This window comes from Stenotrophomonas sp. TWI700, assembly GCF_039673645.1.
GTDB lineage: Bacteria > Pseudomonadota > Gammaproteobacteria > Xanthomonadales > Xanthomonadaceae > Stenotrophomonas > Stenotrophomonas maltophilia_AA.
Map to the genome: position 1 here is coordinate 1 of NZ_JBDJMB010000006.1, position 14,063 is coordinate 14,063.

12 protein-coding genes are annotated in these 14,063 nt (G+C 66.0%); 8 read left to right on the forward strand and 4 right to left on the reverse strand.

What is annotated here, in order from left to right; all coding sequences use genetic code 11:
- Positions 1 to 156 precede the first annotated feature (156 nt).
- The 7 genes from ABE473_RS06625 to ABE473_RS06655 all read left to right on the forward strand — a co-directional run bounded on the left by ABE473_RS06625 (position 157) and on the right by ABE473_RS06655 (position 8,683).
- The gene (locus tag ABE473_RS06625; protein WP_176989053.1) at positions 157 to 648 is read left to right on the forward strand and encodes a chemotaxis protein CheW; all 492 of its coding nucleotides are present in this window, start codon (positions 157 to 159) and stop codon (positions 646 to 648) included.
- Between the two features lie 173 nt (positions 649 to 821).
- The gene (locus ABE473_RS06630; RefSeq protein WP_346488896.1) at positions 822 to 1,205 is read left to right on the forward strand and encodes a hypothetical protein; all 384 of its coding nucleotides are present in this window, start codon (positions 822 to 824) and stop codon (positions 1,203 to 1,205) included.
- Positions 1,206 to 1,300: 95 nt separating this feature from the next.
- Complete coding sequence (locus ABE473_RS06635) at positions 1,301 to 3,661, forward strand: methyl-accepting chemotaxis protein (RefSeq protein WP_346488897.1); 2,361 nt, start codon at positions 1,301 to 1,303, stop codon at positions 3,659 to 3,661.
- 166 nt (positions 3,662 to 3,827) lie between these two features.
- Positions 3,828 to 6,110: a methyl-accepting chemotaxis protein gene (locus ABE473_RS06640; RefSeq protein ID WP_346488898.1), complete on the forward strand. Its 2,283-nt coding sequence runs from the start codon at positions 3,828 to 3,830 to the stop codon at positions 6,108 to 6,110.
- A 52-nt stretch (positions 6,111 to 6,162) separates the two neighbouring features.
- The gene (locus ABE473_RS06645) at positions 6,163 to 7,023 is read left to right on the forward strand and encodes a CheR family methyltransferase (protein WP_179459021.1); all 861 of its coding nucleotides are present in this window, start codon (positions 6,163 to 6,165) and stop codon (positions 7,021 to 7,023) included.
- Entirely contained in the window at positions 7,020 to 7,616 is a 597-nt protein-coding gene (gene cheD, locus ABE473_RS06650) for a chemoreceptor glutamine deamidase CheD (RefSeq protein WP_121036713.1), read from the forward strand. Before ABE473_RS06645 ends, cheD begins: the two co-directional genes overlap by 4 nt.
- Complete coding sequence (locus ABE473_RS06655; protein WP_346488899.1) at positions 7,613 to 8,683, forward strand: chemotaxis response regulator protein-glutamate methylesterase; 1,071 nt, start codon at positions 7,613 to 7,615, stop codon at positions 8,681 to 8,683. The genes cheD and ABE473_RS06655 overlap by 4 nt, the downstream gene beginning before the upstream one ends.
- 541 nt (positions 8,684 to 9,224) lie before the next feature.
- Here the strand turns inward: ABE473_RS06655 and ABE473_RS06660 are convergent.
- The 4 genes from ABE473_RS06660 to ABE473_RS06675 all read right to left on the reverse strand — a co-directional run bounded on the left by ABE473_RS06660 (position 9,225) and on the right by ABE473_RS06675 (position 13,281).
- A complete protein-coding gene (locus ABE473_RS06660; protein WP_346488900.1) occupies positions 9,225 to 9,683 on the reverse strand; it encodes a hypothetical protein in 459 nt (152 codons plus the stop codon).
- Between the two features lie 332 nt (positions 9,684 to 10,015).
- Positions 10,016 to 12,601: a bifunctional aconitate hydratase 2/2-methylisocitrate dehydratase gene (gene acnB / locus ABE473_RS06665; RefSeq protein ID WP_346488901.1), complete on the reverse strand. Its 2,586-nt coding sequence runs from the start codon at positions 12,599 to 12,601 to the stop codon at positions 10,016 to 10,018.
- Between the two features lie 49 nt (positions 12,602 to 12,650).
- Positions 12,651 to 13,049, reverse strand: coding sequence for a type II toxin-antitoxin system VapC family toxin (locus tag ABE473_RS06670; protein ID WP_123729168.1), 399 nt, complete (start codon positions 13,047 to 13,049; stop codon positions 12,651 to 12,653).
- Between the two features lie 7 nt (positions 13,050 to 13,056).
- Positions 13,057 to 13,281, reverse strand: coding sequence for an AbrB/MazE/SpoVT family DNA-binding domain-containing protein (locus ABE473_RS06675; RefSeq protein WP_123729167.1), 225 nt, complete (start codon positions 13,279 to 13,281; stop codon positions 13,057 to 13,059).
- Between the two features lie 200 nt (positions 13,282 to 13,481).
- On the opposite strand from ABE473_RS06675, the gene bamE reads away from it, so the two are divergent.
- Complete coding sequence (gene bamE / locus ABE473_RS06680; protein WP_346462216.1) at positions 13,482 to 13,859, forward strand: outer membrane protein assembly factor BamE; 378 nt, start codon at positions 13,482 to 13,484, stop codon at positions 13,857 to 13,859.
- Positions 13,860 to 14,063: the final 204 nt, after the last annotated feature.

Consider the following 14,063-nt stretch of genomic DNA (forward strand, 5'->3'; position numbering starts at 1 on the left):
GCGCCCCCCCCCCCCCCCCCCCCCCGCCCAGCCGCCGAACGCAGCACCGCCACTGCCGGTGCTCTTGCCAAGCACCCCTAAAGTCGCCCCCGACCAGGCCGATATCCAGCGTGACCCCCGGTTATTCGACCGCCACGCCCGATCCAGGACCCCTCGATGAACGACAAGAACAGCAACGCCACCAGCGACGGCGGCGAATACCTCAGCTTCACCCTCGGCGCCGAGCACTACGGCGTGGACATCCTCAAAGTCCAGGAAATCCGCGGCTACGATTCCGTCACCCGCGTCCCCGATGCCCCTGACTACATCAAGGGCGTCATCAACCTGCGCGGCACCATCGTCCCCGTCATCGACCTGCGCCTCAAACTGCGCCTGGAAAATGCCACCTATGACGCCTTCACCGTCATGATCGTGCTCAACGTCGAAGACCGCGTCGTCGGCATCGTCGTCGACAGCGTCTCCGACGTCATCCCGCTGGCCGCCGACCAGATCCGCCCGACGCCCGAATTCGGCGCCGCCGTCGATACCCGCTTCATCTCCGGCATCGGCACCCAGGACGATCGCATGCTCATCCTGCTGGATATCGAAACCCTCCTCGACAGCGCCGACATGGGCCAGGCCCCGGTCATCGACGACGTCGCAGCCTGAGACATCCGTCACAGAACAACCCGTGGACTGCGCCCGGTACGCACCGTGACAGCCACTGAAGAAAAAACACGCTTCAGTTCCGCCCGGTCCGGCCGATAGCTGGTTTCAGAACCCGGCTGCACTGGATCGCCCATGGCCGGGCCAACTGCCCTTATCCCCGGAGAATGTTCCCGATGAAGTCCCTGCTTGCCCTGTTCTCGGTCGCCGTGATCGCCGCCTCCGCTTCCACCGCATTCGCCCAGTCCGGTGAAATGATTCCGCCGGAACTGGCCCCGCGCTCGGTCGGCAAGGACGGCATGGTCTGCGGCAAGGTCGAGAAGGCCCGCTACGCTGAAGGCTCCGAAGGTCAGCCGACCTTCCTGTACATGGGCGGCGCGTTCCCGCGCCACACCTTCTCGGCCCGGATCGCCGGTGCCAACCGCGGCAAGTTCAGCTTCCCGCTGGAATCGCTGGAAGGCAAGACCGTCTGCGTGATCGGCAAGATCGCCCGCGATGCCTCGCGCGCTGAAATCGAAGTCAGCTCGCCGGCCGGCCTCAAGCTCGCCAACATCAAGTAATCCCCGTACGCCCTGCCACGCCGGCGTTGGCCGGCGTGGTCGCTGCAACCGGCCCCGACGGCCGGACGCGTTTGCCACTGGAGACCGCACCTGCCATGCCGTGGATCAACAACCTCAAACTGATGCCCAAGTTGATGCTGACTTTCGGCGTCCTCCTGCTGGTAATGCTGCTGCAGGGCATCGTGGCCTATCGTGGCCTGCACTCACTCAACAACGTCACCACCGCACTGTCCGGGCCCCGGATGGACAGCATCCGCCTGGCCGGCGAACTGCGGGGCATGGTCGGCGAGTACCGCAACTCCGCCTATCAGGGCCTCATCCGCGCCAGCGATGACGTGAAGGCTGAAGCCAAGTCCCGCGCCGCGCAGCTGCGCACCCAGATCGACGCCTCGATCAAGAAGTACCCCGCGCTGATCGACAATCCCCAGCAGAAGAAGCTGTTCGACACCTTCGCCAAGGATTGGACCGACTCGCTGGCGTCCTACGACGCCGTCACCGAAATGCTCGAGCTGGACCTGCCTGACGATGCCGTGGACACCTTCGTCGGTGAAACCCGCGCCAAGCATCTCAAGGCTTCCTCCGCCCTCGAGGCGCTGATCGCCGAAGACAACCGCCTCTCGCGCGCCTCGCGCGAAGAAGCCGAATCCACGTATGCCGCCTCGGCCACGCTGACCGTCATCACCCTGCTCGCCGGCGCCGCCCTGGGCCTGGTGCTGGTGTATCTGTTCGCCCGTTCGCTGGTGGGCAGCATGCGCGGTGCCGTATCGGTCGCCAATGATGTCGCCAGCGGCAAGCTGGACGGCCACATCGACGTCAGCCGCAAGGATGAAGTCGGCGACCTGCTGCAGGCCATGCAGCGCATGCAGCGCGACCTGCGCGAACGCACCGAAACCGACCAGGCGATCGCCCGCGAGAACCTGCGCATCCGGACCGCGCTGGATTACAGCTCCACCGGCGTCTACCTGACCGATGCCCAGCACACCATCGTCTACAGCAACCGCGCGCTGCAGCAGACCCTGAGCCAGTACGAAGCCGACATCCGCAAGGATCTGCCGGACTTCGATGCCGCCGCCTCGCTGATCGGCAAGTCGGCCGCCACGCTTGAACACGGCAGCGAGATGGATGCCAAGACCCTCGCCCAGCTGCAACAGCACGGCGTCAGCCGTCGCCCGATGCAGTTCGGCGAAGCCCAGTTCGCCCAGGTCATCTCCTCGATCGCCAACGAGCAGGGTGAGACCGTCGGCCACGTCATCGAATGGCGCGACCGCACCCCCGAAGCGCTGGTGGAAGCCGAAGTGGCCCGCGTGATCGCCCAGGCCGCCGCTGGCGATCTGTCCGGCCGCATCGACAGCGAAGGGAAGGACGGCTTCTTCCTGCAGCTGGCCCAGCAGCTCAACGGCCTGCTGGACGCCAACTCGGCCAGCATCGAACAGGTCTCCAACCTGCTTGCCGCCCTGTCGCAGGGCGACCTGACGGTGCGCATGCATGGCGACTTCCAGGGCGTGTTCGCCCGGATGCGCGACGACGCCAACGCTACCGCAGAGCAGCTCAGCGGCATCGTCACCCGGATCAAGCACTCCAGCCAGCAGATCAACTCGGCCGCCAGCGAGATCGCCACCGGCAACAGCGACCTGTCGCGCCGCACCGAGCAGCAGGCCGCCAACCTGGAGGAAACCGCGGCCTCGATGGAGGAACTGACCTCCACCGTGCGCCAGAACGCCGAGCATGCCCGCCAGGCCAACCAGCTTGCGATCGGCGCGCACACCGTCGCCTCGCAGGGCGGTGACGTGGTCGGCCAGGTGGTCACGACGATGAGCGCGATCCAGACCTCGTCGAAGAAGATTGCCGAGATCATCTCGGTCATCGACGGCATCGCGTTCCAGACCAACATCCTGGCGCTGAATGCCGCGGTGGAAGCGGCACGTGCCGGCGAGCAGGGTCGCGGCTTTGCCGTCGTCGCCTCCGAAGTGCGTACCCTGGCCCAGCGTTCGGCCGGTGCAGCCAAGGAGATCAAGGGGCTGATCGACGACTCCGTGGGCAAGGTAAACGACGGCTCGGCGCTGGTGCAGAAGGCCGGCGCCACCATGGGCGAGATCGTCGCCTCTGTGCAGCGCGTGACCGACATCATGGCCGAGATCTCGGCCGCCTCGCAGGAACAGTCGGCCGGCATCGAGCAGGTCAACCAGACCGTCGTGCAGATGGATGAAACCACCCAGCAGAACGCCGCGCTGGTGGAAGAAGCCACCGCCGCCGCCCGTGCGATGGAAGAACAGGCCGGCCAGCTGACCGATGCCGTGTCGATCTTCAAGCTGGACGAGCACGAGCTCGCACCCGCTCCGGTCGTGGCCGCCGCGCCGCGTGCCGCGCGTGCGCCGCTGGCGCAGGCGGCCGTGCGTCGCCCGGCCTCGCGCCCGGTGGCCACCGAACTGGCCGACGGCGACTGGCAGGAGTTCTAAGCCCTGCCGGGCGTTTCGTTCAAAGGCCCCGATGCACTTGCATCGGGGCCTTTTTGTTTGTGCCCACCGAAACCTGAATACGCTCAGCCGCCCGGGCTCAATCGTGGCGACCTGCGGCCGATAACAGCATTGCCGCGACATGTTTGTCGATCAAAGACCCCTGCCCATGAATCTACTCAGCCGCTGGAACCAGTCCTTCTCCAACCTGTCCGTCAGGCGCAAGCTCAACCTGCTGACCCTGCTGATCGCCTTGGGCGTCATCGCCCTGTCGGTGGTCGCCGCGCGCATGCAGTACCTGGATTTGACCGACACCCGCAAGGACAGTCTGAAGACCCAGGTCGAACTGACCTACGGCATCCTGGGGCATTACCATCGGCTGGCGGACAGCGGTGAACTGACCGAGGCGGCGGCCAAGCAGGCCGCGCTGATGGCGCTGGAAAGCATGCGCGCCGACGGCGATACCTATTACTACAACGTCTACGACACGCATTACCGCATGCTCATGCACCCGTTCCGCAAGGAACTGATCGGCCAGGACATGAAGGATTTCCGCACCGATGACGGGGTGCGCGTGTACTACGACCAGATCGGCATGGCTCGCCTGGGCGGCGGCTTCGTCTCCTACCAGTGGGCCAAGCCGGGCACCGACAAGGAGGTCGAGAAGGTCGCCTTTGCGGGCATGTACGCGCCCTGGAACTGGGTGGTCAGCACCGGCGCTTACATGGACGATGTGCAGCAGCAGGCGCTGGTGTTCACCGCGATCATGGCAGCCACCGGCGGCGGCGTGGTCCTCATCGTGCTGGCGCTGAGCTGGCTGATCGGCAACCGCATCACGCTGCCCCTGCGCCAGGCTACCCACGTGGCCGAGAGCATCGCCCGCGGCAAGCTGGACAGCCGCATCGGTGAGCAGGCCCACGATGAGCCCGGCCGCCTGCTGGAAAGCATGGCCCGCATGCAGGAACAGCTGCACGCCGTGATCAGTGGCCAGCGCGAGATGGCCAGTCGCCACGACGCGGGCAATACCGGCTACCGCATGGACGAGACCGCCTTTCCCGGCGAGTACGGCCTGATGGTGCATGAAACCAATGCCCTGGTCGGCGCGCACGTGCAGACCATGGACGATGTGCTGGCCGTGGTGCAGCGCTATGCCCAGGGCGACCTCAGCGCGGACATCGTGCGCTACCCGGGCGAGAAGGCCGCGATCACCCACACGGTCGATGCGGTCAAGCAGAACCTGGGCAGCATCAACGGCGAAATCCAGCGCTTGGCGGCGGCCGCCGCCGCCGGCGATTTCAGCCAGCGCGGCGACACGACCCGCTTCGACCACGATTTCCGCCGGATGATCGGCCACCTCAACGCGATGATGCAGGTCAGCGACGACAACCTGGGCAAGCTCTCGCAGCTGCTGTCGGCCATCGCCGAGGGCGATCTGACTGCGCGCATGCAGGGCGACTTCCAGGGCGTGTTCGCCACCATGCGTGACGATGCCAATGCCACCGTCGCCCAGCTGACCCAGATCGTCGGCCAGATCCAGGAGGCCGCCGGCAGCATCAACCTGGCCGCCGGCGAAATCGCCACCGGCAACAGCGACCTGTCGCGCCGTACCGAGCAGCAGGCCGCCAACCTGGAAGAGACCGCCGCCTCGATGGAGGAACTGACCTCCACCGTGCGTCAGAATGCCGAGCATGCCCGCCAGGCCAACCAGCTCGCGATCGGCGCGCACTCCGTCGCCTCGCAGGGCGGTGACGTCGTCGGCCAGGTGGTCACGACCATGAGCGCGATCCAGACCTCCTCGAAGAAGATCGCCGAGATCATCTCGGTGATCGACGGCATCGCGTTCCAGACCAACATCCTGGCACTGAACGCTGCGGTGGAAGCTGCACGCGCCGGTGAGCAGGGCCGCGGCTTCGCGGTCGTGGCCTCCGAAGTGCGCACCCTCGCCCAGCGCTCGGCCGGGGCGGCCAAGGAGATCAAGGGGCTGATCGATGACTCGGTCGGCAAGGTCGCCGAGGGCTCGCAGCTGGTCAACCAGGCCGGCGCCACCATGGGCGAGATCGTCGCCTCGGTGCAGCGCGTGACCGACATCATGGCCGAGATTTCCGCCGCCTCGCAGGAGCAGTCCGCCGGCATCGACCAGGTCAACCAGACCGTGGTGCAGATGGACGAGACGACCCAGCAGAACGCTGCGCTGGTGGAAGAAGCCACCGCTGCCGCCCGCGCAATGGAGGAACAGGCCACCCAGCTGGCCGACGCCGTGGCGATCTTCCGCCTCGACAACGAGGTCGCCCAGGCCGTGAGCGCGGTCACCGCGCGCGCTGTCGCCGCGATGGGGCCGATACGCCCGGCCAGCCGCCCGGCACCGCCGGCATCTCCTGCCCTGCGGTCCGCCGCGCCGGTACGCACACCGCGCAGCACGCCGGCCGATGACGGCAACTGGCAAGAGTTCTGAGTCCCCGCGGCGATCCCTGATCGCCGCACCCCCTTTCCCTGCGAGTCCGCCCGTGTCCACGCCCCCAGCCAACGCCGCTTCACCGAATGCTCGCGAATTCGAGTTCGCCGATCGTGATTTCCGCCGCGTCTGCGAGCTGATCTACCAGCGCGTCGGCATCTCGCTGGCGCCGGCCAAGCGCGATATGGTCTACGGCCGGCTGTCGCGCCGGCTGCGTGCGCTTGGCATGCGCAGCTTCAGCGATTACCTGGACCAGCTCGAGTCCCACGGCGGCGACGAATGGCAGGCGTTCACCAACGCACTGACCACCAACCTCACCGCGTTCTTCCGCGAGCCCCACCACTTCGAGAAGCTGGCCGACGAACTGCGTCTGCGCGCTGGCCACGGCACCCTGCAGCTGTGGTCGTGCGCGGCCTCGACCGGCGAGGAACCCTACTCGATGGCGATCACCGCCTGCGAGACCTTCGGCACGCTCAAACCGCCGGTGCGCATCCTGGCGACCGATGTCGACACCCAGGTGCTGGCCACCGCCAGTCGTGGTGTGTACGCCATCGACCGCGTGTCCGGGCTGGACCCTGCGATCAAGAAGCGCTATTTCCAGCGCGGCAGCGGGCCCAACGAAGGCCATTGCCGGGTCAACCCGGCCCTGCGCGACCTGATTGACTTCCGCCCGCTCAACCTGCTCGCCAACCGTTACGACGTCGGCGGCCCGTTCGATGCCCTGTTCTGCCGCAACGTGATGATCTATTTCGACAAACCGACCCAGCGCGGCATCCTCTCGCGGCTGATCCAGCACATGGGCGATGACGGCCTGCTGTATACCGGCCATTCGGAGAACTACCTGCACGCTGCCGACCTGATCCAGCCCTGCGGCCGGACCCTGTACAAACGTGCGCCCGGAGCGCCGGCATGAGCCTGCCGATCCGCAACGACGAGGTGATGCGCTATTTCGACAGCCGCTTCCAGGTCACCGCCGCCAAGCTGCTGCCGACCCAGTACCTCGCGGTAGACGACAACACCGCACTGACCACCACGCTGGGCTCCTGCGTGGCCGCCTGCCTGCGAGACCCGGTGCTGAAGATCGGCGGCATGAACCACTTCCTGCTGCCCGAAGGCAACGTCGGCGATGGCGCACCCGCGCGCTACGGCAGCTACGCGATGGAACTGCTGATCAACGACCTGCTCAAGCGCGGCGCCCACCGCAAGCGCCTGGAAGCCAAGGTCTTCGGCGGCGCCAACGTGCTCAAGGGCTTCACCAGCAACCCGGTCGGCACCCGCAACGCCGAGTTCGTGCGCCAGTACCTGCAGGCCGAGCACATCCCGATCATCGCCGAGGACCTGTGCGGCATCCACCCGCGCAAGGTGTGGTTCTTCGCCGATACCGGCCGCGTGGTGGTGCAGCGCCTGCCGCATGCCCATGAAGCCGAAGTGGCCGCGACCGAATCGGCCGTGCGTGCCCGCCTGTCCAAGGCCCCGGTCACCGGCGGCGTGGAGCTGTTCGAATGACCCACGGTGTACCCTGCAAAGTCCTGATCGTCGACGACTCCGCGGTCGTGCGTCAGATGCTGAGCGAAATCCTCGCCAGCGATCCCGGTATCGAAGTGGTCGGCACCGCCGCCGACCCGCTGCTGGCGCGCGAGAAGATCAAGCGCCTGGCCCCGGACGTGATCACGCTGGACGTGGAAATGCCGCGCATGGACGGCCTGGCCTTCCTGGAAAACCTGATGCGCCTGCATCCGCTGCCGGTGGTGATGATCTCCTCGCTGACCGAGCGCGGCGCCGACACCACCCTGCAAGCGCTGGCGCTGGGCGCGGTGGACTTCGTCTCCAAGCCGAAGTTCGACGTCGCCCGTGGCCTGCAGGCGTATGCCGAAGAAATCATCGGCAAGGTCAAGATGGCGGCCCGCTCGAGGGTACGTACGCTCGCGCGTCCCCCCACGCCGCGCATCACCCTGGATGCGGTGGCACCGAAGGCGCCCCCGCGCAGCATCCAGTTCCGCACGACCGACCGCCTGATCGCCATCGGCGCCTCCGCCGGCGGCACCGAGGCCCTGCGCGTGGTGCTCGAAGGCATGCCGGCCGACGCCCCCGCCGTGGTACTGACCCAGCACCTGCCGGCCACCTTCAGCACCCCGTTCGCCGAACGCCTGGACCGCCATTCGGCGATGTCGGTGCGCGAGGCCAGCGATGGTGAAGCGGTGTTGCCCGGCCACGCGTACCTGCCGCCGGGCGGCAAGCACCTGCGGATCATCCGCGACGGCGCCCGCTGGCGTTGCCGCGTCGACGACGGCCCGGCGGTCAACCGGCACAAGCCGGCAGTGGACGTGCTGTTCCGTTCGGTGGCCGAAAGCGCCGGGGCGAACGCGATCGGTGCGATCCTCACCGGCATGGGCGACGACGGTGCCCGTGGCCTGCTCGATCTGCGCAACGCCGGCGCCCCGACCCTGGTGCAGGACGAAGCGACCAGTGTGGTCTGGGGCATGCCGGGTGCGGCGTTCAAGCTGGGCGCAGCGGAGGAGATGGTGCCGCTGGAGCGGATTGCCGAGCGGTTGATGGCGTTGGCGCGGGGTTGACGCACCTCTGGTGCAGGTCGGCTCACCGCCTCATGGCTCCTTGACCCGCAAGATGCGTGAGATGTATGGCTCAGAGAAAGATCCCACGCAGGCGCCATTCACTGCGCCATCCGTGTAGCGCCCTTGCACCATCACGAAGTAAATGCCCGATTCGAGGTCGGTGGTGGAGTCTTCGTACCGCACGCCGGCCAGGTCGACATCGATACAGCTCAGAAAGTCGATACGCCGCAGTGCGTCCGGAAATGGTCCGAGAACGTCTCGAGGTCCCTTCTCGTGGAGCAGGTAACCGAAGGTGGCATCTGCCTGCCGTCAAACGAATCCGAGTTGGCAAGCATGGCGTGGATGGGTGCTTGGCAGTACTGCACGCCTTCCCGGGCACCACTGAGGGATTGGCATCTTCCTGTTGCCGCAACAGATGTCGCGTGGGTCATCTGTGCCGCCGGACTGTTCGCTGCGACGGCCTTTTCACAGATAACGGCCAGCAGAAGACCTCCAACTACCGCGCTGATGAGCCGCCAAGAGCACACACTCACGCCAGGAGTCACCGGTCCCAGTCCTTGGGCTTGGGCGGTCGGCCACCGGGCATCTTCAATTTGGTTGCTGGATCGGACATCGGGCAGTCCGCACCATCCGATTGAATGTTCAGACGTATGCCGCCTGCCTCTATCCTTCCCATGGATCCGAAATCAGCGACGCCCCCATCCCTGAACACACCGACGACGGATACCGGGCAGGGCGCGAAGTACTCCCAGTCACTCATGTCTTCCTCCGCTACCTTGCGCATCTCTGCGCGCGCCGCCTCGAAACCAGCATGATCCATCTCGATGGAGATTCCCCCGATGCCACGCTGGAAGAAGAAATAGTCGAACCCCGGATACAGGATCAGCCTTCCAAATCCGGAGACCAGAAAGCCGTTGAGGATGACTTTCCGTCCGTCGTACTGTTCAGAGCGGGCCCAGAGATCGCCAAAAGCAACATAGCAAATGGCATCTTCACCCACGCCCCCACATCGCCGTGGCGTTGCTGACGCCCCGCCGCACACGAGAGCGAACAGGATTCCGCACAGTACTGCACTGACCCAACGCATGTTCTTTCGTCCTTGATCCAAAGCTGGCTCAGTCTACGCAAAAAACTCTCTTCGTCGAACGAGTCGCACCACAGGCCTTGGCGCGGCGGACGGCCAACGGTCATGCGCTACCGGCTGCGGGATTGGGATTGGGATTGGGATTGGCCGCAAACAAAAAACCCCCGGCTTTCACCGGGGGTTTCTGTTTTCAGCCCATCGACCAACGGTCGATGGCTACCGGTCGCCGGGCAGCGCCCGGCACCGGATCAGGCAGCGACCGTCTTGGCCACGTCCTGGTAATCCTCGATCTGGTCGAAGTTCATGTAGCGGTAGATGTCCTTGCTGCTGGCATCCAGCACGCCGATGTCGGCCATGTACTCTTCCTTGGTCGGGATGCGACCCAGACGCGAGCAGATCGCGGCCAGTTCGGCCGAACCCAGATACACGTTGGAGTTGCGGCCCAGACGGTTCGGGAAGTTGCGGGTCGAGGTCGAGAACACCGTCGCGCCCTCACGCACCTGCGCCTGGTTGCCCATGCACAGCGAGCAGCCCGGCATTTCCATGCGTGCGCCGGCGGTGCCGAAGGTGCCGTAATGGCCTTCCTTGGTCAGCTCCGAGGCATCCATCTTGGTCGGCGGGGCCACCCACAGCTTGGTCGGGATGTCGCGCTTGCCTTCCAGCAGCTTGGCCGCTGCACGGAAGTGACCGATGTTGGTCATGCACGAACCGATGAACACTTCGTCGATGGCCGCACCGGCCACGTCGGACAGCGTCTTGACGTCGTCCGGGTCGTTCGGGCAGGCCACGATCGGCTCGTGGATGTCGGCCAGGTCGATCTCGATGACGGCGGCGTATTCGGCGTCGGCATCCGGGGCCAGCAGCTCCGGGTTGGCCAGCCAGGCTTCCATCTTCTCGATGCGGCGTGCCAGCGAACGGGCGTCCTGGTAACCCTCGGCGATCATCCACTTCAGCAGCGTGATGTTGCTGGTGAGGTACTCGATGATCGGCTCCTTGTTCAGGTGCACCGAGCAACCGGCCGCCGAACGTTCGGCCGAGGCATCGGACAGTTCGAACGCCTGCTCGACCTTCAGCTCCGGCAGACCTTCGATTTCCAGGATGCGGCCGGAGAAGATGTTCTTCTTGCCGGCCTTGGCCACGGTCAGCAGACCGGACTTGATCGCGTACAGCGGGATCGCGTTGACCAGATCGCGCAGAGTCACGCCCGGCTGCATCTTGCCCTTGAAGCGGACCAGCACCGATTCGGGCATGTCCAGCGGCATCACGCCGGTGGCAGCCGCGAAGGCGACCAGGCCCGAGCCGGCCGGGAACGAAATGCCCACCGGGAAACGGGTGTGCGAGTCGCCGCCGGTGCCGACGGTGTCGGGCAGCAGCATGCGGTTGAGCCAGCTGTGGATCACGCCGTCGCCCGGGCGCAGCGAGATGCCGCCACGGGTGGAGATGAACTCGGGCAGGGTGTGGTGGGTCTTGACGTCCACCGGCTTCGGGTACGCCGCGGTGTGGCAGAACGACTGCATCACCAGGTCGGCCGAGAAGCCCAGGCAGGCCAGGTCCTTCAGTTCGTCACGGGTCATCGGACCGGTGGTGTCCTGCGAGCCCACCGAGGTCATCTTCGGTTCGCAGTAGGTGCCCGGGCGCATGCCCTGGCCTTCCGGCAGGCCACAGGCGCGGCCGACCATCTTCTGCGCCAGCGAGAAGCCCTTGCCGGTATCCGGCGGGTCCATCGGCAGGCGGAACAGATCGGTCGGGGCCAGGCCCAGCGCTTCACGCGCCTTGGCGGTCAGGCCGCGGCCGATGATCAGCGGAATGCGGCCACCGGCGCGCACTTCGTCGAACAGCACATCGGACTTGACCTTGAATTCGGCGATGACGGCGCCGTCCTTCAGCGCCTTGCCGTCGTACGGGCGCAGCTCGATCACATCGCCCATGTTCATCTGCGACACGTCGAGTTCGATCGGCAGGGCGCCGGCGTCTTCCATCGTGTTGTAGAAGATCGGGGCGATCTTCGAGCCCAGGCACACGCCGCCGAAGCGCTTGTTCGGGATGAACGGAATATCTTCGCCGGTGAACCACAGCACCGAGTTGGTGGCCGACTTGCGGCTGGAACCGGTACCGACCACGTCGCCCACGTAGGCAACCAGGTGGCCCTTGTCCTTCAGCGATTCAATGAACTTCACCGGGCCGCGCTTGCCGTCTTCTTCCGGCTCGATGCCATCACGCTTGTTCTTCAGCATCGCCAGGGCGTGCAGCGGGATGTCCGGGCGGGTGGTGGCGTCCGGGGCCGGCGACAGGTCGTCGGTGTTGGTTTCGCCGGTCACCTTGAGCACGGTGATGGTCAGGCTTTCCGGCACCTGCGGACGGCTGGTGAACCATTCCGCATCGGCCCAGCTCTGCAGCACGCCCTGAGCGTTCGCATTGCCGGCCTTGGCCTTTTCCTGCACATCGTGGAAGGCGTCGAACACCAGAAGGGTGTTCTTCAGCGCATCGGCGGCGATAGCACCGACGGCGGCGTCGTCCAGCAGCTGGACCAGCGGCGCGACGTTGTAGCCACCGAGCATGGTGCCCAGCAGTTCGGTGGCGCGCTCGCGCGTGATCAGCGGATTGACTTCGCTGCCCAGGGCGATCGCGGCCAGGTACGAGGCCTTGACCTTGGCAGCGTCATCGACGCCGGCCGGCACGCGGTGGGTCAGCAGTTCCAGCAGGAACTCGGCCTCGCCGGCGGGCGGGTTCTTCAGCAGTTCGATGACGTCGGCCGTCTGCTGGGCGCTCAGCGGCAGCGGCGGGATGCCAAGCGCGGCGCGCTCGGCTACGTGGTGGCGGTAGGCTTCCAACATGACAACTCCCGGGTGATTCTTTGAAAGAATGCGGTTTAAAAGTATGGGCTCAGGCGTGCGGCACGATCAGCTTCAGGCCCTTGAAGTAGTCGCGGTAAAATTTGTCGTTCCAAGTGATCAGGCCGTCGCACTGCAGCAGTGCGTGGGAGCCCACCATGAAGTCGTCCAGGCTGCGGCGGCCTTCGCCGCGCTGCCGGTGGCGGCGCTGCATCTCGCCCGCACGCAGGGCGGATTTGGCTTCCAGCGCGTTGAAATGGACCCCCATTTCCTCCAGCGCCTCGAGCACTTCGGCACCGCCGCGCAACGAGGCGCACAGTTCGGCCAGGGTCGCCCCGCAGACCACCACGCGGCCGCCGACCAGGTTCTGGCGCAGGCAGGCTTCCACGGCGTCGGCCTGCGGGCCGTTGCTGAGCAGTTCGATCAGCACCGGCGAATCGACGGCGATCATCGCAGGCTCAGTCTTCGTCACGGACGGCCTTCACCGCAGCCTCGGACGACTCGAAGCCGTCCAGCGCGAATTTGCCGCGGGCGCGTGAGATCGCATCGTCCACGCTTTTGCGCAGGATGATGCGCCCGCCTTCCAGCTCGACGGTAAGCTGGGTGCCCTTGGTCAGCCCCAAGGCGTCACGCACGGCCTTGGGCAGTGTGATCTGTCCGCGTTCTGCGACGGTGGCTTCCATGGGGTACGCCTCAAAAAGTATGTATGAATTGTACGTACTTTGGCGTTCAGGGGCAAATCCAGGCCGCGCCTGCCTCGCAGGCGTCCCGGGAAGTGCAGGCAGGCTAGACTGAACGGGCAGCAACCGCTGCCGCCCGGACCCGGACGCTTGCCGTCTCCCTGGCGACCCGCACACCCATCGATAGACAAGGACATCCCACGATGCGCGCCACCACCCTCGCTTTTGCCCTGCTGATTGCTGCCCCGCTTGCCCTGGCTGCCCCGTCGGCGCATGCCAACCCCTTTGGCGCCTACACCACCGGCACCGAGATCACCCAGCAGCAACTGGATGCCGCCGAAGTGGGCAAAACCACCCAGGATGATGTGCGTGGCGCCTTCGGTGCCCCCAGCCGCCGCGAACAACTCGGCGACACGCAGGTCTGGTACTACGACTTCGTCAAGATCAAGTCGTTCGGCAAGAACATCCAGGAAGCCACCGTGTTCGAGTTCGGCAAGACCGGCGTGCTGTCGGCCAAGTCCAAGACCAATGCCGTGGGCAAGACCGGCAACCCGCTGATCGACGCCGCCAACGGCAAGTAATCGGCCGCGGGCTAGCCACTTCCAGACGGGGCGCCCATGGCGCCCCGTCTGCATTCGGTACCCAGGCGATGACATCGGCACTACACATGCCTGTGTAACCTTCCGTCCTGAGCCCAAGGGCTGGCACGCCGCTGCCGCTGTCGCATACTGCGAGGGATCGGCGGGCGCAGCGAGCCCGACGGCAGCCGCAAGCAGGCGCGCGTT